26 protein-coding genes are annotated in these 25,593 nt (G+C 71.5%); 7 read left to right on the top strand and 19 right to left on the bottom strand.

Annotated elements, in window-relative coordinates; genetic code table 11:
- Positions 1-4 precede the first annotated feature (4 nt).
- Positions 5-2,428, bottom strand: a complete 2,424-nt coding sequence (locus F4559_RS13620; protein ID WP_312865626.1) for a hypothetical protein — start codon at positions 2,426-2,428, stop codon at positions 5-7.
- Positions 2,429-3,245: 817 nt separating this feature from the next.
- Here F4559_RS13620 and F4559_RS13615 point away from each other — a divergent pair.
- From F4559_RS13615 to F4559_RS13605, 3 genes are all read left to right on the top strand, one after another.
- Complete coding sequence (locus F4559_RS13615) at positions 3,246-4,076, top strand: class I SAM-dependent methyltransferase (protein ID WP_221447224.1); 831 nt, start codon at positions 3,246-3,248, stop codon at positions 4,074-4,076.
- A gap of 166 nt (positions 4,077-4,242) precedes the next feature.
- Positions 4,243-4,671: an Imm1 family immunity protein gene (locus F4559_RS13610; RefSeq protein ID WP_184668893.1), complete on the top strand. Its 429-nt coding sequence runs from the start codon at positions 4,243-4,245 to the stop codon at positions 4,669-4,671.
- A 167-nt stretch (positions 4,672-4,838) separates the two neighbouring features.
- Complete coding sequence (locus F4559_RS13605; RefSeq protein ID WP_184668891.1) at positions 4,839-5,354, top strand: Imm1 family immunity protein; 516 nt, start codon at positions 4,839-4,841, stop codon at positions 5,352-5,354.
- A gap of 78 nt (positions 5,355-5,432) precedes the next feature.
- Here F4559_RS13605 and F4559_RS13600 read toward each other — a convergent pair whose 3' ends face one another.
- The 11 genes from F4559_RS13600 to F4559_RS13550 all read right to left on the bottom strand — a co-directional run bounded on the left by F4559_RS13600 (position 5,433) and on the right by F4559_RS13550 (position 14,807).
- Positions 5,433-5,570, bottom strand: a complete 138-nt coding sequence (locus F4559_RS13600) for a hypothetical protein (RefSeq protein ID WP_184668889.1) — start codon at positions 5,568-5,570, stop codon at positions 5,433-5,435.
- Between the two features lie 88 nt (positions 5,571-5,658).
- Positions 5,659-6,639 (bottom strand): thiopeptide-type bacteriocin biosynthesis protein, encoded by a 981-nt coding sequence (locus F4559_RS13595; protein ID WP_184668887.1) that lies wholly within the window; start codon positions 6,637-6,639, stop codon positions 5,659-5,661.
- Entirely contained in the window at positions 6,621-7,829 is a 1,209-nt protein-coding gene (locus F4559_RS13590) for a lanthionine synthetase C family protein (RefSeq protein ID WP_184668885.1), read from the bottom strand. Before F4559_RS13590 ends, F4559_RS13595 begins: the two co-directional genes overlap by 19 nt.
- Positions 7,826-11,005: a lantibiotic dehydratase gene (locus tag F4559_RS13585; RefSeq protein WP_184668883.1), complete on the bottom strand. Its 3,180-nt coding sequence runs from the start codon at positions 11,003-11,005 to the stop codon at positions 7,826-7,828. The genes F4559_RS13590 and F4559_RS13585 overlap by 4 nt, the downstream gene beginning before the upstream one ends.
- 95 nt (positions 11,006-11,100) lie before the next feature.
- Positions 11,101-11,292 (bottom strand): FxLD family lanthipeptide, encoded by a 192-nt coding sequence (locus F4559_RS13580; RefSeq protein ID WP_184668881.1) that lies wholly within the window; start codon positions 11,290-11,292, stop codon positions 11,101-11,103.
- A 12-nt stretch (positions 11,293-11,304) separates the two neighbouring features.
- Positions 11,305-12,585 (bottom strand): methyltransferase, FxLD system, encoded by a 1,281-nt coding sequence (gene fxlM, locus F4559_RS13575; protein WP_221447223.1) that lies wholly within the window; start codon positions 12,583-12,585, stop codon positions 11,305-11,307.
- 187 nt (positions 12,586-12,772) lie between these two features.
- Entirely contained in the window at positions 12,773-13,024 is a 252-nt protein-coding gene (locus F4559_RS13570; protein ID WP_184668879.1) for a hypothetical protein, read from the bottom strand.
- Positions 13,021-13,500, bottom strand: coding sequence for a hypothetical protein (locus F4559_RS13565; protein WP_184668877.1), 480 nt, complete (start codon positions 13,498-13,500; stop codon positions 13,021-13,023). Before F4559_RS13565 ends, F4559_RS13570 begins: the two co-directional genes overlap by 4 nt.
- Positions 13,501-13,753: 253 nt before the next feature.
- Positions 13,754-13,906, bottom strand: a complete 153-nt coding sequence (locus F4559_RS13560) for a hypothetical protein (RefSeq protein WP_184668875.1) — start codon at positions 13,904-13,906, stop codon at positions 13,754-13,756.
- An 18-nt stretch (positions 13,907-13,924) separates the two neighbouring features.
- The gene (locus tag F4559_RS13555; RefSeq protein WP_184668874.1) at positions 13,925-14,272 is read right to left on the bottom strand and encodes a hypothetical protein; all 348 of its coding nucleotides are present in this window, start codon (positions 14,270-14,272) and stop codon (positions 13,925-13,927) included.
- Positions 14,273-14,495: 223 nt separating this feature from the next.
- Positions 14,496-14,807, bottom strand: a complete 312-nt coding sequence (locus F4559_RS13550) for a hypothetical protein (RefSeq protein WP_184668873.1) — start codon at positions 14,805-14,807, stop codon at positions 14,496-14,498.
- Positions 14,808-14,963: 156 nt separating this feature from the next.
- On the opposite strand from F4559_RS13550, the gene F4559_RS13545 reads away from it, so the two are divergent.
- The 3 genes from F4559_RS13545 (at position 14,964) to F4559_RS13535 (ending at position 17,665) form a co-directional block, all read left to right on the top strand.
- Entirely contained in the window at positions 14,964-16,454 is a 1,491-nt protein-coding gene (locus F4559_RS13545) for an NsdA family TPR-like regulatory protein (RefSeq protein ID WP_221447222.1), read from the top strand.
- Between the two features lie 6 nt (positions 16,455-16,460).
- Positions 16,461-17,378 (top strand): phosphotransferase family protein, encoded by a 918-nt coding sequence (locus F4559_RS13540; RefSeq protein WP_184668872.1) that lies wholly within the window; start codon positions 16,461-16,463, stop codon positions 17,376-17,378.
- 161 nt (positions 17,379-17,539) lie between these two features.
- Positions 17,540-17,665 carry a hypothetical protein gene (locus F4559_RS13535; protein WP_246445189.1) on the top strand — a complete coding sequence of 42 codons (126 nt, stop codon included), beginning with the start codon at positions 17,540-17,542 and terminating at the stop codon, positions 17,663-17,665.
- A gap of 72 nt (positions 17,666-17,737) precedes the next feature.
- Here F4559_RS13535 and F4559_RS13530 read toward each other — a convergent pair whose 3' ends face one another.
- Both F4559_RS13530 and F4559_RS13525 read right to left on the bottom strand, forming a co-directional pair.
- Positions 17,738-18,325, bottom strand: a complete 588-nt coding sequence (locus tag F4559_RS13530; RefSeq protein ID WP_184668871.1) for a hypothetical protein — start codon at positions 18,323-18,325, stop codon at positions 17,738-17,740.
- 165 nt (positions 18,326-18,490) lie between these two features.
- On the bottom strand, positions 18,491-19,117 hold the full coding sequence (locus F4559_RS13525; RefSeq protein WP_184668870.1) for a LuxR C-terminal-related transcriptional regulator: 627 nt from the start codon (positions 19,115-19,117) through the stop codon (positions 18,491-18,493).
- A 147-nt stretch (positions 19,118-19,264) separates the two neighbouring features.
- Between F4559_RS13525 and F4559_RS13520 the strand changes: the two genes are divergently transcribed.
- Positions 19,265-20,524 carry a COG1470 family protein gene (locus F4559_RS13520; RefSeq protein WP_184668869.1) on the top strand — a complete coding sequence of 420 codons (1,260 nt, stop codon included), beginning with the start codon at positions 19,265-19,267 and terminating at the stop codon, positions 20,522-20,524.
- A gap of 3 nt (positions 20,525-20,527) precedes the next feature.
- Here F4559_RS13520 and F4559_RS13515 read toward each other — a convergent pair whose 3' ends face one another.
- From F4559_RS13515 to F4559_RS13495, 5 genes are all read right to left on the bottom strand, one after another.
- Positions 20,528-21,898: a GH1 family beta-glucosidase gene (locus tag F4559_RS13515; protein WP_184668868.1), complete on the bottom strand. Its 1,371-nt coding sequence runs from the start codon at positions 21,896-21,898 to the stop codon at positions 20,528-20,530.
- A gap of 7 nt (positions 21,899-21,905) precedes the next feature.
- Positions 21,906-22,712 carry a carbohydrate ABC transporter permease gene (locus F4559_RS13510; RefSeq protein ID WP_312865625.1) on the bottom strand — a complete coding sequence of 269 codons (807 nt, stop codon included), beginning with the start codon at positions 22,710-22,712 and terminating at the stop codon, positions 21,906-21,908.
- Positions 22,709-23,596, bottom strand: coding sequence for a carbohydrate ABC transporter permease (locus tag F4559_RS13505; protein ID WP_184668865.1), 888 nt, complete (start codon positions 23,594-23,596; stop codon positions 22,709-22,711). Before F4559_RS13505 ends, F4559_RS13510 begins: the two co-directional genes overlap by 4 nt.
- A complete protein-coding gene (locus F4559_RS13500) occupies positions 23,596-24,849 on the bottom strand; it encodes an ABC transporter substrate-binding protein (RefSeq protein WP_184668863.1) in 1,254 nt (417 codons plus the stop codon). The genes F4559_RS13505 and F4559_RS13500 overlap by 1 nt, the downstream gene beginning before the upstream one ends.
- 122 nt (positions 24,850-24,971) lie before the next feature.
- The gene (locus tag F4559_RS13495) at positions 24,972-25,214 is read right to left on the bottom strand and encodes a hypothetical protein (protein WP_184668862.1); all 243 of its coding nucleotides are present in this window, start codon (positions 25,212-25,214) and stop codon (positions 24,972-24,974) included.
- Positions 25,215-25,593: the final 379 nt, after the last annotated feature.

Genomic DNA, 25,593 nt, shown 5'->3' with positions numbered 1-25,593 from the left:
CCTGTCATCGCCGGCGCACCATGTCCGGCGGCCCGACCGTGCCCGGGACGACCAGGAACGGCGTCGTCGCGGGCCGGAATCCGACCCCGGTCGCGGTGATCGTGCGCGGGCCGGTCGCGTCTTTGTGCAGGATCAGCAGCTGCGCGGTGAACCGGCCGTCCGGGCGCGGGATCGTGGGCGCGGCGGCGGCCGTGATGCCCGGCGACCACGCGAGCCGCACGGGCGTGCCGGGCGGGAAGTCGAGACCGCGCACCGAGGTCACGAACCCGGGTTCGCCGATCGGCGGCACGGCCACGATGCGCGGCAGCAGGACCCGCATCGGGGCCTGGGCGGCGTTGTCGTTCGGGTCGGCGTCCGTCCCGGTCGTCCGCAGCACGCCGCGCACGGTCGTCTCCAGCGGGGCGTCGGGCGCGAACAGGACCTGGGTGATCATGCTCGCGCCGGGCGCGAGGTCGGGCAAGGCGCAGCCCGCGGCCGTGCAGCCTGGCGGGAGCGCGGCCACCGGAACCCCTTGGGGCAGTACGAAGTCCAGTCGCAGACCGGTGGCGAACCCGTCACCGCCGTTCCTCGTGGTGAAGGTGGCCGCGGCACGTCCGCCCACATAGGACGGATTGGGCTGCACCACGACCGTCAACCCGGGACCGGCCACCGGCGGAGGTGGTGGCGGCGGGGGCGGTGGAGGCGGCGGCTTCTCGGGCTCCCGCACCGGAACGCCGGTGCCCGTCGAGTTGTCCTGCGGCTTGACGTCGAGGACGCCGCCGGTCACCGTCCAGGTGAGCCGCCACCTCCCCGGCACCGTGCCGACGACGTCGACGGAGACGCGCACGTCTTGACCTTCCGACAAGGTGCCGAGGTCACAGCGCGCTTCGCACGTCCCCTGGTCCGGACGTATCGCGTCGATCCGCACGCCCTCGGGCACCGCGAAGGTCAACGCGGTGTCCGGCGAGGCCGCCGGTCCCCGGTTGGTCACGGTCACGTCGATCGTGGTCTTCGTACCGACGACCACCTCGGGCACGTCTTGCGGGGCCTCGACCTTCAGGTCGACCGAGGGCTGCCAGGTCGGCTCCTTCTGCCGTCCGGGCAGACCACGCGTGATCCGGTCGAGCCGACCGTTGTCGAGGACGACCAGTTCCTCCGGCGAGGCGGCCGGCCCCTCCCGCCGCGTGGTCAGCACCAGCCGACCCCCGTCGGGCGAGTAGGCGGCGTCCCGGGGCTGGAACGGCCCGGTCGGCGGCGCGGTCACCGGAGCCGAGCACGTGCCGTTCCCGGGGAGCAGGACCCGACAGCCGTTGTCCGACAAGGAGACCTCGACCAGTCCGTCGAACTCCCGGTTGAACACCAGGGACCGGCTGTCGGGGCGGAACGCGGCGCTGTCGTCGGTGACCTCGCACGCGAACCCGCACACAGCCGCCGACAGGTCACGCTGTTGGTCCAGCGTCCGGGCACGGGCCGTCCAGATGTGGTTGCGCCGGACCTCGACCCCGTTGCCGTCGCGGGACACGACGCCCCGCGTGAACGCGAGCGTGTCCCCGTCCGGCGACCACGCGGGCTGCGTGTCCTCCAGGTCGGGAATGTCCACGGAAGGGCGAAGATTCCCCACAACCGCACCGTTTTCCACGTCCACCACGGCGACCCGGCTCAACCCACCGGCGTCCGGCCGCACCCCACCGGGAGACCGCCGCGCGAAGGCCAGGAACTTCCCGTCCGGAGACCAGGCGGGGTCGAACTCCCAGTCCGCGGTCCGCCGATCCGCCACCGGAAGCCGCCGCGCGTCACTCCCGTCCGCGTCGACCACCCACAACCGCTGCGCACGGACGCCGTCCACGTCCTCGAAACGCGTGACCACAAGCCGACGCCCATCGGGCGAGTAACCCTGGCGCTGCGTCCACGGGTCGTAACCGGGACGGGGGTGGAACAACCGGTTCGGGTCCTGCGCGATACCGGGGTCCTCACGCAACACGGACAACCCGAGATCACGCGGGTCCACCCCGTCGGGCCGGATGTCCTGGAGATCGGCGGTGTTGCGGGTGGAAGCGGACGTCCGCGACACCAACAACCGAGGCCGCCCCACATCGGACCACGCCGGGGACGACACGGACCGATCCTCGGCCAGCAACAACCCGGGCACGGTCTCGACCGGCACCCCACCCCCGAGGTCGGCCTGGTACACCTTCTCCACAGCCGGATCGGCCGTACACGAACAGGTCTGGTCGAAACTGAGGAACAACAGCCCGGAGCCGTCCGGCTTCCAGGAAGGCCACCGCCCCTGCCACCCGGCCTGCCCACCACCGAGCACAGGCGAACCGACCACGGAATCGTCGAGCACCCGCAGGAACGACTGCCCATAACTACGAAGCGTGTAAGCGATCCGCCCGTTCAGCGGATTCCACGCGGGCTCTTCAGCAGCCCCCGTCGGCTCATCGGTCACCCTGACCGCGGGCCCCCCGGCCACGGCACGCCGATAGATCTCCGACTCCCCGTCCCGGTCCGTGGCGAACGCGACCTGGGTCCCGTCCGGCGACCACGTAGGCCACCTCTCGTCGGCGTCGGAATCACCAACCCGCCGAACCCCGGTCCCGTCGACCCCGACAACCCAGATCCCCCGTCGCCCACCGTCACCGAGGGAGTCGAACACCACCGACCGAAGATCGGGCGACAACTGCGGATGCCCCACGTCAAGCCCGCTGGTAAGCCGCCGAACGGAACCGTCGGCCCGCCGCACGTACACCTGCGGCTTGGCCTCGTCCCGCAAGCTCGTGAACACCACCAGATCCCCACGAGCGGACACCTGATCGTCGAAATGCGCCGCCCCACCCGCGATCGGCTCGGTCCCGACCGGCGTGGGCAGATCGGCAACAGGATCGGCCAGGACCCCCACACTCCGATGCCCGGTCCCCGCGAACGCGATACGGCCGACCGCGGACGCCACTTCCTGCGCGGCAGCGGGCGCCGTCACCCCACGCACCCCGACCAAGACCCCGCAGAACACGACCGCAGCCGCCACGACGGCGACGCCCCGCTTCCCAGCACCAGCCGACATCCCGACACCTCCGCCCGGCCCCCAGCCTCCCCACACCACCCGGATCCCAGGAGGCCCCACCGGACAGCACGAGGGCAATCCCAGGGCACCTTCGGGCAACCGACGTCCGACCAAGGCGACACGCCGGGAATGTCTTGTCGGGCCGCATCACTCGGACGAGTGACGAAACCCCTTGTCCGCACTGGACTCTGCTACTTCTGGGCGCATGTCCGACGCGACCGTGCAGGCGATGATCGAAGCCAACCGACGCAACTGGGAGGCCCGCACCCCCATCCACGTCGCCAGCGACTTCTACGGCATCGGCATCCGCGACAACGACACCTGGTTCGCCCACTTCGAATGGGACGACCTCGGCGACCTGGCCGGACGCGACCTCGTCCACCTCCAATGCCACCTCGGCGTCGAAACCCTCGCCCTCGCCCGACGCGGCGCCCGCACCACCGGACTCGACTTCGCCCACAACGCCATCCGCGAAGCCCAGCGCATCGCCACCGAAGCCGGACTCGACATCGACTACCGCCACGGCGACGTCCACCACGCCGCGGAAGTCCTGGGCACCGGCCGGTTCGACATCGTCTACACCGCCAAAGGCGCCCTCTGCTACCTCCCCGACCTCCACCGCTGGGCCCGCGTCGTCGCCGACCTGCTGCGCCCCGGCGGCTTCGCCTACATCGCCGAGTTCCACCCTGTTCTCTGGGCACTGGGCCCGACTCCACAGGACGACGACACGCTGACGTTGCGCCACGACTACCTCGAAGGCCGCGGCCCCACCGAACACGACGGCACCCACACCTACACCGACGGCCCGCCCCTGCCCCATGACCGCACCAACTACGAGTGGAGCCACGGCATCGGCGAACTCGTCAACGCCCTCATCGCCGCCGGCCTCCACATCACCAGCCTCCGCGAAACCGACCGACTCCCCTGGCCCCGCTGGCCCCGCATGACCGAGGACGACCACGGCTGGTGGACCCTGCCCGCCGAGGAACCCAAGATCCCGCTGCTCTACGGGCTCAAGGCCACCAAGCCCGCCTGAGCACGCTCCAGAAGCTCGCGTTCGACAGAGCCCCAGAGCTGTCACAGCACCCAGATCTTCGACGACAACGACCGGCAAGGACGAAACCGAATACTGCGCACCGGACAGGCGATCACGATCCACCAGCCGACCGGCCACAAGACCTGTCACGGAGGAGCCACCTGACGTGACGCACCTGGAAGCTGTCTACCACAACGACCGTCCCGTCTCCGTACTCCGCGACCGCGAGGACGTCGCCCGGTTCGTCCAGGAACTTCTGGCCGCCGACTGGGAGCACTCTGCGGCCACTGTCCACGCAGTCGACCCGGACCACAGGAAGGAGTTCCCCGACCACGAACTGACCATCGGGGTCGACCCCGACACCGGCATGGGCGGCCTCCGCTACACCAACGACGAAGGCACCTGGTACAGCAGAGGCGACCGCACCAATCGGGGCGGCGTCGTCTACGTCTACTTCGACACCGGGCACGACTTCCCCGCGGACTCCGAAGTCCGCCTGCACCTCATCCACGACGCGCTCGACGAGTTACTCGGGACCGGAGGGCAACGTCCACACTGCGTCGCGTGGCAGGAAGCGACCGACCAGCTCGACTGAACAGCGCTCAACCGTGGCGAGTCAGTGAGCACTCCGACCATCCACCGTTCGGTGGTGAACCTCACGCCTCCAGGCCCACAGCGGCGCGGAACAACAATCCACAATCCAGGACGCATGTAGACCAATACCCCCGTAGGGTCGGAGACCTTCACCGGGAGGAACGACCCGTGAACCACGCGATCGACGTGTACTACTTCACCGCCGACAACCCTCACGGCTGTGACTCCGTCACCATGCGCACGGAAGCCGATCTGACCCGGGTGCTCCACGACATCACCACCAACCCACAGCCACACCCCACCGTGGTCTACGTTCGGGACCGCCCCACCAACGGACGCCGTGAGCTGCCCAACCACCAGCTCAAGTTCGACATCGACCCGGACATCCAGGTCGCTGCGATCCACACCGCCGGCACGCCCGACTTCGTCCCGCACAACACCCGCTCCCACGACGACGCGGAAACGACACAGTACCTACGCGGGTGGGTCTCCCGGGCCGACACCACGACGAACGACAGCCGAACGCCGGGAAAGCCGCTCTACGTCGACGTCGACACTCGCACGGAGTTCCCCCGAAACGCGGCGATCCCGCTGGAACGGTTGCGCACGGCCCTGCTGGAACTCATGATCACTGCCCAACGGCCGACCTGTGTGGACTGGCAAGACTCAGAAATCACCCTCTGAACGACTCTGTGCGTCACAACGCCGACGTGGAAAGCGACCCGATGTGGTCCATCTGGAAGCCTTCTGCCACAACGACCTTCAGCCGCCGTGCTGCGCAGCCGGAACGAGATCGCCCAGTTCGTCAACAAGCTCCTCGACGCCGGCGGCCAACCGGTCGCCGGCGTCGTGTCCGGCGGCGCGGAAACCAGCGGCGATTTCCTGGACGCGTTCGGGCAAGTACAGGCAGGCGGTCAGGGGCCGCCCAGCAGCGGGAAGCGGTGGATCACGGTCGTTGGTGTGGGTGTGTTCGGCGCGGGGGTCATCGTCAGCTTCGAGGCAGCAGAGCGGTGCTCGCCGCACGGGCGAGGATGCCCTGGCTGGTGGCCGAGAGGCCGAATCGGTTCCAGTGGAAGATCACCAAGTGGGTGAGGATCGCTCGGAGGCCGCGGTCCAGGACGCCGTTCGCGGCGTCGTGGCCGAGTCGTTGGCCGGCGGTGCGCAACGCGGCGAGCCACGGCGCGGCGTGCGCGACCGGCCCGCCGGGCGTGAACAGCTCGCTGTCGGCGAGGTCGGTGATCGACAGGAGCACGCGCAGGTTGTCCACGAGTGTGCCGGTGCGCGTCGTGTCGGCGTCGGTGGGCGCGGGGCGTAGCCGGGCGACCCGGTCGAACACGTCGCCGCACTCGAACGTGTCCAGCCCGGCGGCGCGCATCAGCCCGCTCAGCAGCAGGATGGAGAGTTCCCGGCGGCCGAGGCCGGGGGCGTCGTGGCGCAGGTAGTCGAGCACGCCGGCGCTGTCGGCGCAGAACAGGTCGTGGACGGTGTCCATGCCGGCCGGGCCGCCGAACGCGATGGTCTCCGGCTCGTACACCGTCGGCCACCACCGTGCGACGACTCCGGCGTCGGCCAGCTCGTCGAGCACCCCGTTGACGGCCGCAGTGTCCGCGCGCAGCAGCCGCAGCCGCCAGCAGGGGTGTTTGCGCAGGAACCACCATCCGGCCACCGCCCCGTCGGCGCTGAGCCGGTACAGGGCGGGCCCGAGCGTCGTGGCGCCGGCGGTCTCGGCGTGCGACCAGTCGGCGAACCGGACCCGGACCTGGTACCAGGTGTTCTCGGCGGCGCTCTCCAGTGCCGCGAGCCCGGCGGCCCGGTAGGTGCGCACCGCGTCGTGGAGGTCGGCCGAGTCCAGGTCGTGGCCGGCCGCGACGGTGCCGGGATCGGCGCCCGCGAGGACCGCCAGCACGGCGGCGGCGAGTTCGGCGGGTGCGGCCGTGCGGCAGGTGGCGGTCAGGCGATCAGCAGGCATGTGTCCCATCCGGTGTGAGGCGGCGTGCTGTGCCGCGCGGTCTCCAGCGCCAGGCCCGTTCCGGTACGCCCGGTCAGCAGACCGGTGGCTGCGTCGTCGTCCTCCGGGACCTCGTCGGGCGACGGCGCGTGCCGGGCGAGCCGACCGGCCAGGGCAGGGAGCCGGTGGGCGAGGGCGGGGCCGAGGGCGTCGCGGGAGGCGCGATAGGTGGTCTGGTAGATCCCGGCGATGCCGTGGCACAGGCCCGGCTCGGTGATCCGGTCGAGATGGGTGTCGGCCAGGCCGGCGGCCAGGGTGTCCTCGGCGGTCTGCCGGCGTCGCGGGTCGTCGGTGGCCAGGGCGGCCAGTTGCTGGGCGCGGGCGATGCCGACCGTCCCGTAACACCAGGAGGGCCGGCCGGGATGGGGGTGGGCGGGGCGGCCGGCGCGCAGTTCCCCGCGGGTGATCCACTGCGGCCACCAGGGGCCGTCCGGTCCGTCCTGCCGCCACCGGTCGAACCACGCGGTGAGCGCGGCGATCGCCTCGTGCTGGTCGTCGACCACAGTCCCGTTCAGGGTGGCCAGGGCGAGGAAGGACAGGAGGCCGGCCGCGCCGTGGGCCATGCCGAAGTTCGCGTGCCCGCCAGGGGTCGGCAGGATCTCGTCCGGGTCGTGCGCCACCCACCAGCCGGGCAGTTCGTCGTCCTCGGGGCACGGCCGGATGGCCAGTGTGACCGCGTACCGCAGGATTCCGGCCAGTTCGTCGCTGTCGGGGTGGTGGCGCAGCAGCAGTGCGCCGATGCCGGTCAGCCCGTAGAACAGGTCGTACTCGCCGAACGTGGCAGACCCACCACGGTCGATGCGGGTGGCAACGCCGGCCAGCCGCTGCCGGGTCAGGCGCAGCACGTGTTCGTCCAGCGTCCGGCTGGCGGTGTAATGGCGGGGGTGACGGTCTGACACCGTGTGCAGCAGGAACGCGACGGCGGGCGCCCCGTAGTAGAGGCCCGCGTGCTCGGCGGCATCGACCGGCCCGGCCACCACCCGCCGGATGTGGGCCTGCGCGGTCTCCCACCTGCCGGAGCCGGTCCGGGCGCGTTCGACGTGCAGCAGCGCGGTTCCCACCGCGCCACGGGCCAGAGACTGGCCGGTCACCTCGCCGCGGGTCAGGGTCACCTCGCCGTTGTCCGGGCGGAGGTTCGCCTCGGCGCTCATCGGGCGCCGGCCAGGGCGAGATGGCGCAGCGCGACGGCGCGGGCGAGTCGTCCGGTCTCCTTCTCGAAGGCCGGCTCGACGCCGACGGCGCGGATGTGGTGCTCGTGCAGCAGCGTGCGCAACACCGTGCCAGGGTCGCGGTCCTGCTGGACCAGCGCACGGTGGTAGGCGCCCAGTGCGGTGTCGCGGGCGTGCCAGGCGTCGACGACCGTCTGTCCGCCCGGCAGAGCGCGAACGGCGCGGTACTTCCGTTCGGGGTCCGCCACGGCGAGCGCCCGGTCGCGCAGGACCCGATCCAGTGGACCGCGCTCCTGACGCAGGCATTCCAGCAGCGCCCGGTGCCCGGCCACCGGGTCGGGCGCGAACGCGGCGGCCAGGTGGGCCATCGAGGCAGCGGCCAGGGCCTGGGCCGGAATCCCTGATTCCCGCGCCGCGGCGAGCTGCGTGATGGCGGCCGTGGTGTCGGTGGCGAACACCTGCTCGGCCGCCGCCAGTGCGGGGCCGTGGCCGTAGCGGGCGGGGTGCTGCGGCATCGGGGCGAGGGTGAGCTGGCCGGGAAGTCCCCGGGAGTCCAGGTCGGCCGCGAACGCGGCCAGGCGGGCGGCGAGGGCTCCGTAGTGCCGCGGGTCGCTCAGGCGCAGGAACAGGGCGAGGTGGTGATCGGTTTCGGGCCGGATCATGTCGCGGTGCCGCCGCACCCACCAGGACCGGACCGATGGGTCCGGGTCACGCGGGTCGTGGAGTTCGGAGACGAACCGGGGCAGGTGCGTGGTGAGGATTTCGTCGAATCGAGCCGGGTTGCCCGCCAGTTGCGCGTGGACCACGGCGGAATCGCCGGGCTGGAGAACGGCATCGGGTGCCGCGGTGGCAGGCAGGGGCCGTGTGGGCGGGGTGATCGCGGTCATCGGGATCAGCAGCTCCGCCGGTCGCCCGATCCAGTCGTGCCCGTCCGGCGGGCCGTCCTCGTGCAACTCGATCCGGCCGGTGCGCTCCAGACGGGTGTACAGCAACGCGCGATCCAGTACGTGGTCAAGGTCCACAGGCAGGCGCAGCTCTCCCTGGACCAGCACCACGCGTGCCGGTACGCCCCACCGTTGCCGCCACGACCGCAACGGCTGCTCGCCGTCCACGGCTCCGGGGCGGTCGGTTTCGGGATGGTCGGCTTCGGGGCGGGTGTCGAGGTCGGCGGCGGTGAGGATCCAGCGGGCGGCGGACAACACCGTGCGTCGGTAGCGGATGCGCGGCACGTAGGGCAGGACGCGGGCGGCGCCGAGGTCGAAGCCGCGGAACACCGCGCTGCGGGCGTCGGCGACCTCGGCGAGGAACCGGGCCAGCGGCGGGCTTTGCACGGCGGTGTCCAGGGCGTGCGGGATGCGGGGCATCACCCGCCGACCGGTGGAGACCTGCACCAGGTACATCTGCTCGGCATCGGCGGTGACCGCCAGGTCGTCCACCTCGATGACGGTGGGGTCGGGGCGGGCCGGATCGGGATGCCCTGGGTGCTCGGACAGCGACACGACGTCGTCGAGCAGCGGCGGCACCCGCACCACGTTCTCGTTGTGCGGGCGGCGTGGCGGGAAGGACAACTGCACCGCCACCGCCGTGTCGAACACCTCTCGGCTCGGGGGCTGCGCCGGTCCGGCGGTGTAGGTGGCGGCCAGGCGGGCACGGTCGGCGTCGTCGAGCAGATGGGCGAACCGTCCGGCCATGCTGGTGTGGGCGGGCGGCGCGGCGGTGATGCGGAGCCGGAACTCGCCTCGGTCGATCGCCTCGGTCGACGGGGCGTGCACCTCGGCGCCCAGTTCGATCCGCTGGGGCGCGACGGTGTCGACGTGTTCGCCGACGGTCAGTGCCTGGACGTCGGCGTCGGCCAACTCGACCTCCCGCGCCCCGGTCAGGGTGGCCTGCTGGATCAGCGCCAGGAGGGCGGCGTCGCGGTCGGTCAGCACACGCCACGCGGGTCGGGCGCGGGGCGCGCCGAGATAGCCGGCCGGGTAACCGAGACCGGAGTCGGCGACCAGGTCGCGCACTGGCACCAACGCGCCGGGACCGTAGCGGGCGCGGAACCGGGCGTGGTAGTCCAGCCACGCGGCCGACCCGAAGGGTCGGGTGCCGGTCCGCAGCAGCACCGTGGCGGCGCGCGCCGCCTCGTCGAGCACCCGCTCGGGGACGGCGATCGTGGCGTCGAGGCGCACGTCGGCGGCCAGCGCATGACCCACCCCGGGAGCCAGGGCGGTCATGCGTGCGGCGACCGCCGCGCGGATCCGGCGGGCCTGTGCGGGGTCGCCGGCGTTGTTGTGCCGGGCGAGATCGGCGCGGATCGCGTCGAGTTCGCGCAGTGGCGCGGCGAGGTCGTCCAGGGTGCACGCTTGGGCCGCGTGCAGGGCGCCGATCAGGTGGGACAAGGCGTCGACGCCGGTCGTCGGGGGCCGCAGGCTCGTGATCAGGACACCGGCGTCGACCAGGCCGTGCAGCAGTGCGTGGACTTTGTCCGGGGACGCGGAGGGGAAGCGGACGGACGTCTTCTCCGCGAGCGTGTCGAAGCGGACCGGGGAACCGGCTGCGGTCAGCACGTACTGCACCGGGCGGGTGAGCCGGACCGACGACTCCCGCAGCGGCCCCGGTGCGGAGGCCCCGACCTCGGCCCGCCGGTGCACGATCACCCGCCCGTCCCGCACGATCCGCGCGGTGTCGACCACGACCGTCAGGCGTGGGCGCAGGCCGGGGTGTCGGTCGAGTCTGTCGATCAGCGTGGTGAGCCATTCTCCGTCGGCCCGCGCCACGGCCCGGTGACGTGTTCCCACCTCGGCGGTCGCGGGTCCGACAGCGACCGGCCCGACCCCGGCGAACAGACCGAACGGCGTCGCCCGGCGCTGCCAGCGCAGCAGGTAGGACGCCACGGAGACCACGGCACGGCGTAACTCCTTCGCCGTGGGCGTGCTTGTGTCCTCTCCCAGGATCCGGTCCAGGCGCGCGCCCAGGACGGGGCTGGCCAGCGTCAGCGCGTCGCGGGCCTCCGGGCGCGCCCACACTTTCGCCAGCCACGCACGGCCGTCCTGTTCCACCGCGACCGGGTCCGCCGGGTCCGTCTGCGTAACCGGGTCGAGATCGCCGGGGTCGGTGGTGACGCGGGCCAGCACGAGGCCGGTGTGCCGATAACGCGGGGACACGGTCATGGCGATTCGTTCTCCTCACCCGGTCACGGCCGGTCGCAGGCACCGCCGTCGGTACCCGGGCACGGCTCGGGCACCGACGACGGCAAGGGGTTGGATCAGAACGGGTCGTTGGAGCCGGTGCTGCACGCGCTGGTGTTGCAGGTGTCGCCGCAGCCGTCACTCGTGTCGCACATCATGATCACGAGCTTGGTGGTGGACTCCACCACGCGCATGTCCAGCTCGAACTCCGCGTCGTCGACCGCGGTGTCCGGGGACTCCGTGTGGTCAACGGCCAGTGCTGCTGACATTCGGTTCGCTCCTCACTTCTCGGGGTTGTGCGGGGCAACCTGACCGGCCGCGGCGTCCGCCGTGGGCGGCCAGGAGATCGTGACCAGGCCGTGCGCCTTGACCAGCACGGCCGTGTACTCGCCGGACTCGGGAGGCTGTGAGCCGGCCGGCCAGTAGGCGAAGGCGGGTTCGACGGTGCGGGCCTTGCGGTCCCACGCCTGGATCTGTTCGACCATCGCGGTGACGGCGGCCTCGCCGCCGTGCGGGCCGTAGGCACGCGCACCGAACTCCACGCCGCCGCCTGCCGACAGAGGGCGTACGGCCAGGTAGGCGAAGGAGTCGCCGCGCACGACGCCGAAGGGGAACCAGCTCTTGCGTTCGGCGGCCATGTCGGTGCCCTCGTCCACGGCCAGCTTGCAGAAGCCGGGCAGGAACGCGGCGAGCCACAGGTGCAGGTCGGCGAAGGACACGCCGTGGTTGATCGTGACGCCGGACCAGACCTCGCCGCGGTCGGTGGCCAGCACGCCGTCCAACAGGCTCATCCCCTGCGGCACGTCGCCCTCGAAGCGCAGCTTGACGTGCCGGCCATGGCGGTCGGGCAGCAGGAAGACCCGCTCGTCGCGGGCGCCCTCGCCCTGCATCGCGACGAACCCGGCCACCTCCGCCGACGTGCTCACCAGGTGGTCGCCCTCGCGGCGGAAACCGATGGCGCGGGTGATCCCGTTCATCCGCAACGGAACGACGATCCTGCCGTCCGCGGACAGGTGCTCCAGCCAGGCCGGCGCGAGATCCCACGCCCCCACCGTCACCAGGATCGCGTCGAACGGCTCGTGAAGCCCCGGCAGCGGGTTCTCCGCGTCGGCCTGCACCACCGCGACCCGGCTGCCGTATCCGGTCGCGTCCAGCAGCTCGCCGGCGCGGTCGGTGACCTCCTGGTCGATGTCCACGCTGACGACCCGCCCGTCCGGGCCGACGATCTCAGCCAGCAAAGCGGCGTTGTACCCGCCGGACCCGATCTCCAGCACGCTCATGCCCGGGCCGAGTTCGGCTTGCTCGATCATCCGGGCCTGGATGTACGCCGCGCTGGTGGAGGAGATGATCACACCGTCGGGGTCGCGCTTGATCGCCACCGGGTTGTCGACGTTGTAGGTGAGGTCCAGCGGCGTGCCCTCGGCGACGAACAGGTGCCGGGGCACCGTGCGGAAGGCCCGTTCCACCGCCGGCGAGGTGATCATGCGGCGGGTGAGGAGCTTGTCCACGAGGGCGTCGCGGGCCTCTGAGACGTTCGCTTCGTCGTGTCGGAGTGTGTTCACCTGGTTACTCTTTCAGAGGGTTTTTTCGATGACGTGCCGGTTCACAGCCGGTTGGACCAGGGGGTATGCCGCGATCGGGGCGGGGCGTACCCCCTTGGTCAGGAAGCCTCGGATGCCGCAGCGGTCGACCGACCGGGGGCAGCCGCGTGCCTGCCGGTTCGATGGGCGGCAGGGCTGTCGGCGGTGATCAGGTGTTGGTGTGCGGTGGTCCAGACGGTGCGGGGGCCGACGCGGAGGCGAAGCCGGCCCGAGCACCGCCGGCAGCGACCGTGCTCGTCGAGTCGGTGGCGTCCAGCAGGCTGCGCCACGCCGAGGTCAGCCGGGTGATCTCGGTGCCGGCCGGCGCGGCGCGGGAACGCAGGTCGCCGTCGGTGGCCAACTTGTCCAGGTAGTCCAGGTGGTCATGTACCGCGCTGGGCGGTGTCGGCCGGGATCTCATCCATCACGGGGTTCCTCGTCCTGCAATGCCGGAGAGTGCGGCGACTTGGAGATCGTGGACGTCGGGACAATGGACGGGGCAGCGGGACGGCCAGGGGTTCTGATGTCCGCGCGCAGCAGCAGGCTGTCCACGGGCCGGTGTGCCCAGTCGCCGTTGTCGGTGCACACGTACAGCAGGCTCGCGTACCGGTCGGTGCACGGCCAGACGCCGATCACCGGGGACAGCTCGCCCAGGCCGGGCAGCACCACGAGGTCGTTGAGGCGGATCTGGCGGGCGGGCACCGGCTCCAGGGCCACGGCCAGGACGCGCGGGTCGCGGACCTCGATGATCGGCTCGGCCTCGTTCTCCAGTTCCTGTTCGGTGCGCCGGTGCCCGCGGTGGCAGAACACGCCCAGTGGGACACCTGAACGCCGCGACAGGGTCGGGTTCCACTGCCAGAGGCGCCCCGTGCGGTCCAGCAGCGTTCTGGGCGACACGGGCGGGATGGGTGGGGACAAGGCCGGCTTTTTCCGTGGGCGGAGACGAGTCGATCGGGACGAGGTGCGGACCGGTCGCCGGGTATGCGGACCGGTTGGTGGTGCCGGCTGAGTCGGCAACGACAGAGCGCGTCGACGATCGTCGGGAACGCCACTCGGCAGCAGGACGGCGATCGCCCGCCGCACGCCGGTCGGAGTGCGTGGATCGCGCGGCGATGGTCGTGGTCGGACATCGGTGCGTCCTCCGTCTTGGTCACAGCCGCCGGAGCCCGTCGAGCACACGTCGCAGTAGCGCCGAGTCGATCCGGCGAGGGTTGCGCAGGGTGTCCGCGGCGGCGGTGCGTTCATCGGGGGCCGTGCTCGGGTCGTCGAGGTCGCGGGCGGAGGGCAGTACCGCTGCGGGCACTTGGTCCACGGATGGGTTTCACGGGTCGTCGTCCTTGCCGACCACCGGCATCGCGGTTGTCCGCTCGGCCGGGACCGGCTGATCGGGACCGGTTGCTTCCCTCGGCGGCGGGGGCGCGGATCCGAGGGGGAACGGCGGGTGGGAGGCGGCCATCGCCGGCACGCAGCAGTCCGGGCACAGGTGCTCGGGCGTCGGCGGGCGCAGTTCCCCCACGTCGTCCACGGGCAGGCCGCACAACCCGGCCGTCGGTCGCGCGGGATGCACAACGTGGGCACGGCCGGCGTAGAAGGTGCCGCCGGGCCGATTGGTCCCCCACCACCACCCCGTCGACGATCCGATGGCGTAGACCGGTGTCCTGTCCTGCATCAACGGCCGCACCCCGATCACACCTGCCGTGGACGGGGCCGCCCGGCCACCGTTCCCGCCGAGTCGCTGCCGCCACCGGCCGGCGGGCGCGGCGTGTCCGGCCGGTGGGCCGACCAGTCCGACGATCGCGTCCCGGAGGTGCTCGGCACCCCGACCGGCAAGCCGGTCGGGCCGGGGCGATTGGTCGGGTGCCCGTCGCGGCGCAGGGCAGGGTTCAGGGTGCTCATCGCGCACCTGCTCCGATGTGGGCGTCGATCCGGCGGACATGGCCGTGCACGCACTCGTAGAACCCGCACACCAGCCGGTACAGGCCGCAGCGGTGGCCGCCGGCGGGAAAGGTCAGCACCGGGCGTGCGGCCGGTGCCGGTGAGGTGGGAACCCGGTGGCCCGGCCCGGGTCGGGGGTCCGCGTCGGGCCACCGGGGGCCGGCGTCGGCCACCGCCTTCGACGAGTCCGGCGCGGTCGCACAGCGGCGCAGACCGGCGCGGATCGGTCCGGGTCCGGGCTGGTCGGTCATCGGGATCGGCGTGGCCATGACGTCCACCGTCGCGGCTCGCGTCGATCTTCCCGATCCCCGATGGTGCTAGCCCCACTGGGGCTTGACATCGCCGGCCGGACAGGACTGGCTGGTATCCAGCGGGGGCTACGCCGTGAACCTGCGCGAACACCTTTCGGCGTCGGAAGGCGAGTCATGACTGGTCAGGGACGACAGCGCTGTCGGTTGTGCGGCACCGCGCCGGCCTCCGACACCGACCCGATGTGCGGTTACTGCGCCCGCGCCGCCGGATTCCGCAATCCGATCCCGAAGGGGTTCTACGAGGACGCGGACCTGCGCGCCGCACTGGCCCGCTACGACTTCGGCGCGGTGTTCGCCGCGGTGCGGCAGCACACCGGGCTGTCCCAGCTTCAGCTCGCCGCGCTGCTGGATCTGTCCCAGTCCAGGGTGTCGGCCGTCGAACGGGGCGAGCGTCGGCTGACCCACGTCAAGCTGGTCGCCCGTCTGTCCACTCTCCTGCGCATCCCGCCGGGATTGCTCGGCTTCACCGTCGGGACCGGCGGTAGCGTGACGACGCAGGAGGAGGTGAGTTGGTTGGAGCGCAGAGACTTCCTCGCCCTGGTCACGGCCGCCACGTTGGGATCGAGTCTGCATCCCGAGCTGGCCCGGTTGGGCTCGCTGCTGCCGGATCAGGTCGAGCCGGTGACCCGTCCACGCATCGGCGCGGCCGACGTCGACGCGATCGAGGCGATCACCGACGGGTTCCGCCGTTCGGACTTCGCCCACGGCGGCGGCCTGTGCCGCGCTGCCGCGGTCACGCAACTGCACCAGGTGCGTCGGCTGGAGGACGCCGTGTGCACTCCGGAGGTCCGCACCCGGCTGTTGGTCGCGGTCGCCGAGCTGGCCGGCATGGCCGGCTGGCTGGCCTACGACGTCGAGGACCACGACGCCGCCCGCCGCCTGTGGACCTACGCCCTGGACACCGCCCGTCGCGCCGAGGACCATCCCCGCGCCCCCGACCTGGCCGTGGACCTGCTGCTGGACATGGCGCACCAGGCGCTGCACCTGCACGGTCTGGATCCGGTCGCGCACGCCGACCGGGCGGGCGAGGCGTTGCACCTGGTCCAGCTCGCCTCGGCGACCGCCGCCAACCGCCGCCACCCGGTCTCCACGATCACCTCCGGTTACATCTCCGCCGTGCTCGGGTGGTGCCGGGCGGCGCTCGGCGAAGCCGAGCCGACCCGCCGGGCCGTCGGCAACGCCCAGGACATCTACGCCGCCGCCGACCCGGCCACGACCCCGCCGTGGGCGTGGTTCGTCACCGACGCCGAGATCACCGCCCAACAGGGCCACTCGCTGTACCTGCTGTCGCTGACCCGACCGGAGTTCGCCCCGGAGGCGATCGAGAAGCTGACCAGCGCCGCGACCGGGTACGGCGCGGAGTACGAACGCAGCCGCGCGGTGATCCTGCCGCCGCTGGCGTCGGTGCAGTTCCAGGCCGGTGACCTCGACGCCGCCGTGTCCACCGGGTACGACGCGGTGGACGCGATCACCGGGCTGTCCTCCACCCGTGGCTATGCCCGCCTGCGCGTGCTGGACACCGTGGCCGCCCCGCACGCCGGACGACCGGAAGTCGCCGAACTGCGCGAGCACATCCGCAGGACGCCGGCCGGCACGGCTGCGTAACCGCCGATGGCCCTACCCACCCGCCAGGATGACTCCGGTCTGCCCGGCCTGCCCGCGCTGCGAGAGGCGTGCCGGATCTTCGGCGCCGACCCTGCCGAGGCCCGCCCGCTGCACCGGCGATCCAACGCGGTGTACCTGCTGCCCCGTGACCATCTCGTCGCCCGTCTGGCTCCGGACACCCCGGTGCGCCGTCGCCGCGCCCGGATCAGCGTCGAAGTCACCCGCTGGTTGGACACACAGCCCGAGCCGATCGCGCTGGCACCGATGCCCGGCGAGCAGCCGGTCGTCGCGGCCGGGGCGGTGGCCACCTTCTGGCCCCACCGACCCACCACGCCGGCGCCGTCGCCGGCCGACCTGGCGGTGCCGCTGCGCCGCCTGCACACGCTGCCCGCCCCACCGTTCCCGATACCCCGCTACACGCCGTTGCAGCGGCTGTTCGAGGCCGTGGACCTCGACCGCGATCGCGCACGCCCGGTTGTCGCCGACGACGACCGCGCCTGGTTGCTCGACCGCGCCCACGCGTTGGTCGACATCTTCACCACCACCTCGTTCCCCTTGGGCGAAGGGCTCGTCCATGCCGACGCGCACAGCGAGAACCTGGTCCGCGATGCCGATCACGGCCACTGGCTGCTCATCGACTGGGACAACGCCTGCCTAGGCCCCCGCGAACTGGACCTGCTCACGGGCATCCCGGACCACTTCCACGACCCCGAAGCCGAGCGGACCCGATTCCTGGCGGCCTACGGCCGCAACATCCTCGACTGGCCGAGATGGACCCTGCTGCGCGACATCACCGAACTCCGCGCCCTTGGCGCCTACATCCGCTTGGCCCCCGGCAAACCGGCCGCTGCCGCCGAACTGCGGCACCGCATCCGGTCCCTGCGCACCGGAGACCGGTCCGCCCGCTGGAGCGCGATCCCCTGACCGACCGAGCACCAGGCCAACCGACGGGCCCTCAGCCCTGTTCACGAGTCCACAGGAGCCTGGCGGCGCGCCGTTCCTCCTCCTGTTCACGATGAGCTGTCCTGCACGTCGAGCACACCGACATCACCGGCGACAAGCGCATCACCGTCTTCGAACGCGGCATGGCCCGACTCGTCGCCCACGAGGTCGACCACCTCCGCAGCGTGCTGTGCCGCGACCACCTACCCATCCCGATCGAGCAATACCGGGGCACCGGACGAACCTCGGACTACAACGGCAGCACATAGCTTCATCAGCGCGCGCGGACCTGAGTCGTGCAGACATCTTGCGTTGGGTTTGCCGAGGGTGGCCCGGCGCGCTCACCGCCTGTCGAACTCCGCGTACATCGAATCCTCCGGCTCGATCAGTGGGCGTTGTTTCACCACGCCGACCAACCGATGCCCATTCAAAGTCCACCGCCCGCCCGTGGTGTCGAACTCGAACTCCATCGGGCCGAACGCCGACCCCGTGTAGTCCCCGGCTCTCCGGTACAGATTCGTCGATCCGTTCACCTCGGCAACCACGGTACTCCCGCATGCGGAGACGGGGTCCACCTTTACATCGTTGATCTCGTATCGCACGTAGCCGCGATTCGCATAGAACCACGACAGCACGCTATAGGCGCGTTGTGCGAATTCTTCCGCCTCAGGCGAGACCTGGACGGATTTATCGCTCAACACCAGGGGCGCAGATCCTTCCGCTGTGTTGACGATCGCACGCGCCCGGTGTTCGACCACATCTCGCACCGCAGTCCCGATCCGCTCACCGACCGCCGGGTCGGAGACAGTCCGACAGTCAGGTCCGACCTCGCCTGACGAGCAGCCCGCCGACGCAACGGCCACTGCGCAGAACGCGAATACGACTGGTTTCATCTTGAACTCACGCCGCACAGACGACACGCCAGGCATAGAACGCATCGTACCTTTGATTGTTGTATATGGCCCACAGCCGCACATCCAGGCTGTCACTCGTGTGGTAGCTTGACAATCGCACCTCGTCGTCTTCGGGCCGAGACGCCCGGCAGCCGCGCCATGGACCTTCGAAGACCTGTTCGAGTGCGTCAAACGCCACGCTCAGATCAAGCCGTGGCGCATGGCGTAGCCCACGGCGTGGGCCCGGTTGCGGAGGTTGAGGCGGGTGTTGACCTCGTGCAGGACGTTCTTCACGGTGCGTTCCGAGAACGACGTCTTGGTGGCGATCTCGGACGTGTCGAAACCCTCGGCGACCAGGCGCAGCATGTCGGCCTCGCGCGGGGTCAGAGTCGCCAGAGTGGGTGCGTCGGGGTCGAGGACGCTGCGTTGCAACCGTCCTACATGGTCCAGCAGGCGACCCACCAGGTCGCCAGGCAACACAGCCTCGCCCTTCGCCAACGCCAGGATCGTGGTCACCAAACGGTCCTGGTCGGCCTCTGCGCGGCGGACCACGGCCGACACTCCACAATCGACGGTGATCTGCAACGAGTCGTGGTCGAAGCGGCTCACCACCACGCCCGTGCGGGTGGCGGACGAACGCCTCAGTCGACGCAGCAGGCGGGTGGTCGGCTCGTCCACGGCGTCGACCACCACGAGCGACACGACCGCACGGTGGGCTTCGTCGGCACCGAGGACCTCCACTTCGGGTCGGGGGCGCAGTTGGTGGGTGGTGCCGGTGCGCAGGACCGGGTCCTCGGCGTAGACCGCGACCGGGATTCGGGTTGTCATGGCGGCTCCCTTCGAACACCTGCGACCATCGTCATGGCATGGGCGCACCAAAAGCACCGGGCAAGGTGCTTCAGTGCACCGGTTTGCCCGCACACTGCCCTTTTCTCCCTGCCAGACGCCGACGCACCCTCCCTACCGTCGGTCACCGTGACCGCGACGACGGAATTCGGTCTCCCCACGGTGGTCGTGACGCCCGGCCAGGAGACCAGCACGACGATGACGGTGCGCAACGACAGCGACATCGTCGAGGCGTACGGGTTCGAGGTGGTCGGCGAGTGCGCCCCCTGGACGGTGGTCGAGCCGGAACGACTTTCGCTCTACCCGGGCACGTCCGGACAGGTGACCGTCCGCCTGCGCCCGCCGCGCTCGCCCGCGGTGCGGGCCGGGGAACGCCCGCTGGGGGTGCGGGTCCTGCCCACCGAACGCCCCGAGGCGGTGGTGGTCGGCGAGACCACGGTGGTGGTCGAGCCGTTCGCCGAGCAGCAGGCCGAGCTGGTGCCCGAACGCCGCAGGGCCTGGCGCAGCGCGCGTTACCACGTGGCCCTGCGCAACGCGGGCAACACGCCGGTCTCCCTGACCGTCGACGCGCCCGAGGCCGACGACCGGCTCGCCTTCTCCCTCCCCCGGCAACCGACGCCCGCCGACCCGGGCGACCGCGCGGAGGCCGAGGTGCGGGTGCGGGTCGCCAAGCTGCTGTGGTTCGGCAAACCCGAGCACTGGCCGCTGCGGTTCGAGGCCCGCACGGACGAGGACCGGCACGAGGTGGAAGGCGAGCTGATCCAGCTCCCGATCCTGCCCCGGTGGCTGTTGGCCCTGCTCGGCGCGCTGCTCGCGCTCCTGCTGCTGTGGTTGTTCCTGGTCCGCCCCGCCGTGCGCAGCGCGGCACGGGAAGCCGCCGACGACCGGGCCCAGGAGATCGTGCAGGCCGAGCACGACCAGCCGCTCCCCGGCAACGAGAACCAACCCGGACAGGGCCAGAACCCCGGCCAAGGTCAGCAACCGAGTCAGGGACAGCAACCCGGCCAGGGACAGCAACCGGGTCAGGCGGGACACCAGCAGTGGTCCCAGACCATCGAGGTGCACACGGCCGCCGGCGGGCAGGGCACGGGCACCTACGTCGTCCCCGAGGGCAAGGTCTTCCGGGTGACCGACATCGTCCTGGGCAACCACCAGGGCGACGAGGGCGTGCTCACGTTCGCGTTCGGCGACCGCACGATCACCCCGATCGCGCTGGAGACGTTCCGCAACCAGGACTACCACTGGGTGACGCCGATCGACATCCCCCAGGGCGCGTCGGTCACTCTCACGGTCACGTGCGGCAAGCCCGGCACCCCCGCCAGCGGGCAGCAGGCGCCGGACTGCTTCCAGGTCGCCAACGTCAGCGGCGAACTCGGCGACCTGCCGTAAGGATCACTCGGCGGGGACCGCGTTGCGCGCCACCACCTCGGCGAAGAACCGGCCGCTGTCCTTCACGGTCCGCCGCTGCGTCTCGAAGTCCACGTGCACCAACCCGAACCGCTGCGTGTACCCGAAGGACCACTCGAAGTTGTCCAGCAACGACCACGCGAGGTACCCGCGCACGTCCGCCCCCAGGGCGATCGCGGCGTGCACGGCGCGCAGGTGCTCGGCTAAATACCGCTTGCGCCGCACGTCGCGCACCCGCCCGTCGGGCTCCACTACGTCGGTGAACGCGGACCCGTTCTCCGACACGACCAGCGGCACGCCGCCGCACCGCTTCCCCAACCACACCAGCAGATCCGTCAGCGACTCGGGCCGCTGCTCCCAGCCCATCGAGGTCAGCGGCCCGCGCGGCGGCAGCACGTCCACGCCGCGCAAACCGGGCAGGCCGCTGTTGCTCGGTATCTCCGGACCGGACAACGGCACGACCCGCGTCGGCGCGTAGTAGTTGACCCCGATCCAGTCGACCGGCGCGGCCACGAGCGCCTCGTCGCCGTCCAGGACCGCCCGGGAGAACTCCGGCACGTGCGCCAGGTCGGCACGCACGTCCTCCGGATACCCGCGCCCCAGCACCGGGTCGAGGAAGAACCGGTTATGCAACCCGTCGAACCTGCGGACCGCGTCGAGGTGCGCGTCGTCGGACGAATCGGCCAGCACGGGCGAGAAGTTCAGCACGATCGCCAGTTTCCGGGCGCCACGCCCGCGCAACGCCCGAACCGCAGTGCCGTGTGCCACGAGGTGGTGGTGCGCCGCCACGAACGCCAAGCCCTCGTCCCGCACGCCGGGCGCGTGCACCCCCGTGCCGTACCCGAGGAACGCCGAGCAGAACGGCTCGTTGAACGTCGTCCAGTCCTCGACCCGGTCCCCGAGGACGTCGTACACCGCGCACGCGTACTCGGTGAAGCGCGACGCCGTGTCCCGCGCGCCCCACCCGCCCGCGTCCTGGAGAGCCTGCGGCAGGTCCCAGTGGTAGAGCGTGACCAGCGGCCGGATGCCCCGGTCGAGCAGGTCGTCGACCAGCCGGTCGTAGAACGCCAGCCCGCGCGACTCGGGGGTGCGCCCGTCGGGCATCACCCGCGGCCACGCCGTGGAGAACCGGTACGCGGGCAGTCCCAGTTCGCTCAGCAGCGCCACGTCCTCGGTATGACGGCGGTAGTGGTCGCAGGCCGGATCGCCGCCCGCGCCGCCGAGCACGGCGCCCGGCACCGCCGCGAAACTGTCCCAAATGGACGGTCCGCGCCCGTCCGCGCGCACCGAGCCCTCGATCTGGAAGGCCGCGGTGGCGGCCCCCCACAGGAAGTCAGACGGGAAGACCTGGTCCACGACCACCTCACGGGTTGACCCGGCCCCGCAGGAGGCCGGTGAGCGATTTCCCTGCCATCAGGGCGAACACCACGACGACCGGCAGGGTGCCCAGCACCGCTCCGGTCAGCACGAGGGGGTAGTCGGTGAAGTAGCCGCCCGCCAGGTGCGACAGCGCGACCTGCACGGTGGGCGACTCCACGGGGTCCAGCGCCACCAGCGGCCACAGGAAGTCGTTCCAGGCGGCCAAAAACGTCACCGCCCCCAGCACCAGGGCCTGCGACCGCACCGCCGGCAGCACCACGTGCCACCAGGTCCGCGGCAGCGAGCAGCCGTCGATCGCCGCGGCGTCGACGAGTTCGCACGGCACAGCCTCCAGGCACGCCTGACGCATCCAGAACACGCCGAACGCGCTCACCAGGCCCGGCACGATCACCGCCGCCAACCGGCCGTACCAGCCGAGACCGGCCACCAGTTCGAACAACGGCACCACGCCGAGCTGTCCCGGCACCAGCACCGATCCCAGGACCAGCCCGAACAGCACCCGCCGGCCGCGGAACCGCAGGTGGGCGAACGCGAACCCGGCCAGCGTGGACAACAGCACGGTGGCCACGGCCACCGTGGACGCCACGATCGCCGAATTGCCCAGCGCGGCCCCGAAATCGACCGCCTCGAACACCGCGTCGACGTTGCGGCCGAGTTCGCCACCGGGCAGCAACGGCGGCACGCGCGCGGACATGGCGGCGTTGTCGTGCGACGCCACCACGACCGCCCAGTAGAGCGGGAACAGCGAGGCCACCACGACCACCGCCAGCACGGCCCGACGCACGATCACCGGCGGCCCACCAGCCCGCGCACCAGCAGCGCGTTGACCGACGCGAGCACGGCGCACAGCACGAACAGCACCCATGACACCGTCGCGGCGTACCCGGCGTCGAACCGCTCGAACCCGTTCTCGTACAGGTACATCACGAGGGTCTGGAACTGCCGGTCGTCACCACCGTAGATCGCCGTGGAGACACCACTGCCGAACAGCCGGGGCTCGGCGAACAGCTGGAGTCCGCCGATCGCCGCCACGACCACCGTGAACACCAGCGTGGGCCGGATGCCGGGCAGGGTGATCGACCGGAACATCCGCAGCCGGGACGCGCCGTCGAGCGCGGCGGCCTCGTAGAGCTGTCGGGGCACGGACCGCATGGCGGCCAGGTAGAGCAGCGCGTTGTAACCCGTCCACCGCCAGATCACCATGATCGCCACGCCCAGGTGCGCCGACCACGCGCGCGTCTGCCAGTCGACCGGGTCCGCGCCGAACCACGACAGCACCCACGCCACGAACCCCTGGTCGCGGCCGAACAACTGGGTGAACACCAGCGCCACCGCCACCACCGGCACGGCGTTGGGCAGCAGCACGACCGCCTGCCACCCGCGTCCCGACCGGTCGAGCAACGCCGCGATGCCCAGCGCCGCGAGCAGTTGCGGCACGGTCGCCAGCACGAAGATGCTCGCCGTGTTGCCCAGCGCGTTGTAGAAGTCCGGATCGCTCACCAGGCGGGCGTAGTTGTCCAGCCCGGTGAAGCGGACGGGTCCGGCGAGCAGATCCCAGCGGTGCAAGGACATCCACGCCGTGCGTGCCGACGGATACACGCCGAACACCGCGAACAGCACGAAAAACGGTGCCACGAAAAGGTAAGGCGTGTGCCTGCGGTGTGACACGGCCATTACCGGAGCGCGTCGCGGGCTTCGCCGACGGACTGCCGCCACGCCTCGTCGACCGACTGCGAGCCGTCCTCGATCCGACCCAGCGCACGGCCGAACACCGGACGGACGTCCGCCTCGCGCACACCCCGGTGGTGTGGTCGCACGGTGTCGGACGAGGCGGCGAACAACTCCCCCACGGGCGCGTCGCCGAAGTACTCGTCCCGGTGGCCGAGCACGGCCGGGTCCCGGTACACCTCGGGTTGGCTGGGCAGGATGCCGTCGGACAGGAACAGCCGCTTCTGCTGCTCGGGCGCGGTCAGCCACTTGGCCAGTTCGTACGCCTCACGCTGGTGCGCGCCCTGCGCGGGCACGGTCAGGTAGGAGCCGCCCCAGTTGCCGCCCCCGCCGGGGATCGCGGTGACGTCCCACCTGCCCGCGTTGGCCGGACCGCCCGCGTCCTCGATCTGGGACAGCATCCACGCCGGACAGGTCACGGTGGCGAAGCCGCCCTGGTTGATCGCGACGTTCCACGGCTGCGTGAACGCGGAGACCTTGGCCGTGCGGCCCTTCGCGGCCAGTGCGCCCGCGATGTCGAACGCCCGGCGCACCGCCGGGTTGGTGTCGGCGATGAACGAGTCGTCGGCCTTGGCGAAGTAACTCTCCTCGGACTGGTCGAGCACGGCCGTGTAGACCGTGCCCGCCGAGTCGACGAACCGGCTGTCGGGCACGCGGTCGGCGAACCGGTCCGCGACGGCCGCGAAGTCCTCCCACGTGGGCCACAGGGCGGCGACGGCCGTGCGGTCCGTGGGCAGGCCCGCGCGTTCGAACAGGTCACGCCGGTAGCACAGGGCCAGGCCGCCCATGTCCGTGCCGAGGCCGAGCACGACCTTGCCGTCCTCGGACACGCCCTGGCGCCACTTCCACGGCGTCCACCGCTCGCGCAGGTCCTGGGCGCCGAACCGGGACAGGTCGACGAACTTGTCGGCGGACCGGCGCAGCCGGGGCAGGTACTGCTCCTCCACTGCGACCACGTCGGCGGCACCGGCGCCGGCGGCCAGCGCGGTGATCAGCCCCTTGTGGTGGGCCTCGAAGTCCGCCACCCGACCCACGACCTCGATGCCGGGGTGGGCCCGCTCGTACTCCTCGAACAGCGGCTCGTAGCCGAACCTGCCGAACGTGGCCACGGTGAGCCGCAGGTCGCCGTCGCCGCCCGAGCACCCGGTCACCACCAGGAGCACTGCCGCGAGCAGCCACAGCGGTCGACACGCCCGCATCGGACCCCCTCCGCAGAACCTGTCACGTGCCCGCCATCGTCGGACCCGCGCCCGGTCGCGTAGAAGATCCACGCGCCGGCTCTGCCCCCGCCGACGGTGATCGTTGCCCCTTCGGGCAAGGGTCACCGGTAACCCGCCGCGATGCGCAGCGCTTCGATGTACTTGGGCAGTTCCACCAGGGCTTGCGCCCACGTGTCGTCGAGCGGCTCGGCCCGGTCGCGGAGGTCGGCCAGGGTGTGCCGCAGGTCGGCGATCACCGGGTCGGCCTGCGCCCGGGACATCACCAACCGGCCCTCCAGGGCCGCGCACAGCAGCAGGTCGCCCATGAACACCGGGTCGACCCCGTCGTGCCATTCGGGTCGCATGTCGACCGAACCTCCACGCCGGAACCGGTTGTCGCCCGAGCGGACCACACGGGTCACCCCTGTGGTCAAGGCCGGCGGCCGGGTTGTGCCCGTCCGTACCCGTCCGCTGCCCGGCCGCCTGCGCCACCCGGGTGATCCGTCACCCCGGACGTGTCCGACGGGACCGGTCGCACCGGAATCCCGTCGGACGACGGGCCAAGGCGCGGGCGGCGTCGCGGCAGGATGGACCGGGCACGGCGCCCGCTCGTGGGCGAACGGACCGACCGGCCGAAGCGGGGGTGGCACGTGCCGATGTGGGGACCGGCACGCGCGCGGTCGGGCGACACCGAACCGACGGGGCCGCCGCACGGTCCACATAGCCCCGCCGAAGCGGGAGGTG

The organism is Saccharothrix violaceirubra (assembly GCF_014203755.1).
Classification (GTDB): domain Bacteria; phylum Actinomycetota; class Actinomycetes; order Mycobacteriales; family Pseudonocardiaceae; genus Actinosynnema; species Actinosynnema violaceirubrum.
This window is presented reverse-complemented; position numbering and strand designations above follow the sequence as displayed.

What these genes read in the sequence shown, in the direction of transcription:
- F4559_RS13615 (WP_221447224.1), top strand. Translation starts at nt 3,246, where the DNA reads ATGTCCGACGCGACCGTGCAGGCGATGATCGAAGCCAACCGACGCAAC.
- F4559_RS13595 (WP_184668887.1), bottom strand. Translation starts at nt 6,639, where the DNA reads ATGCCTGCTGATCGCCTGACCGCCACCTGCCGCACGGCCGCACCCGCC.
- F4559_RS13590 (WP_184668885.1), bottom strand. Translation starts at nt 7,829, where the DNA reads ATGAGCGCCGAGGCGAACCTCCGCCCGGACAACGGCGAGGTGACCCTG.
- F4559_RS13585 (WP_184668883.1), bottom strand. Translation starts at nt 11,005, where the DNA reads ATGACCGTGTCCCCGCGTTATCGGCACACCGGCCTCGTGCTGGCCCGC.
- F4559_RS13580 (WP_184668881.1), bottom strand. Translation starts at nt 11,292, where the DNA reads ATGTCAGCAGCACTGGCCGTTGACCACACGGAGTCCCCGGACACCGCG.
- F4559_RS13570 (WP_184668879.1), bottom strand. Translation starts at nt 13,024, where the DNA reads ATGAGATCCCGGCCGACACCGCCCAGCGCGGTACATGACCACCTGGAC.
- F4559_RS13555 (WP_184668874.1), bottom strand. Translation starts at nt 14,272, where the DNA reads ATGCAGGACAGGACACCGGTCTACGCCATCGGATCGTCGACGGGGTGG.
- F4559_RS13550 (WP_184668873.1), bottom strand. Translation starts at nt 14,807, where the DNA reads ATGGCCACGCCGATCCCGATGACCGACCAGCCCGGACCCGGACCGATC.
- F4559_RS13545 (WP_221447222.1), top strand. Translation starts at nt 14,964, where the DNA reads ATGACTGGTCAGGGACGACAGCGCTGTCGGTTGTGCGGCACCGCGCCG.
- F4559_RS13540 (WP_184668872.1), top strand. Translation starts at nt 16,461, where the DNA reads ATGGCCCTACCCACCCGCCAGGATGACTCCGGTCTGCCCGGCCTGCCC.
- F4559_RS13535 (WP_246445189.1), top strand. Translation starts at nt 17,540, where the DNA reads ATGGCCCGACTCGTCGCCCACGAGGTCGACCACCTCCGCAGCGTGCTG.
- F4559_RS13530 (WP_184668871.1), bottom strand. Translation starts at nt 18,325, where the DNA reads ATGCCTGGCGTGTCGTCTGTGCGGCGTGAGTTCAAGATGAAACCAGTC.
- F4559_RS13525 (WP_184668870.1), bottom strand. Translation starts at nt 19,117, where the DNA reads ATGACAACCCGAATCCCGGTCGCGGTCTACGCCGAGGACCCGGTCCTG.
- F4559_RS13505 (WP_184668865.1), bottom strand. Translation starts at nt 23,596, where the DNA reads ATGGCCGTGTCACACCGCAGGCACACGCCTTACCTTTTCGTGGCACCG.
- F4559_RS13500 (WP_184668863.1), bottom strand. Translation starts at nt 24,849, where the DNA reads ATGCGGGCGTGTCGACCGCTGTGGCTGCTCGCGGCAGTGCTCCTGGTG.
- F4559_RS13495 (WP_184668862.1), bottom strand. Translation starts at nt 25,214, where the DNA reads ATGCGACCCGAATGGCACGACGGGGTCGACCCGGTGTTCATGGGCGAC.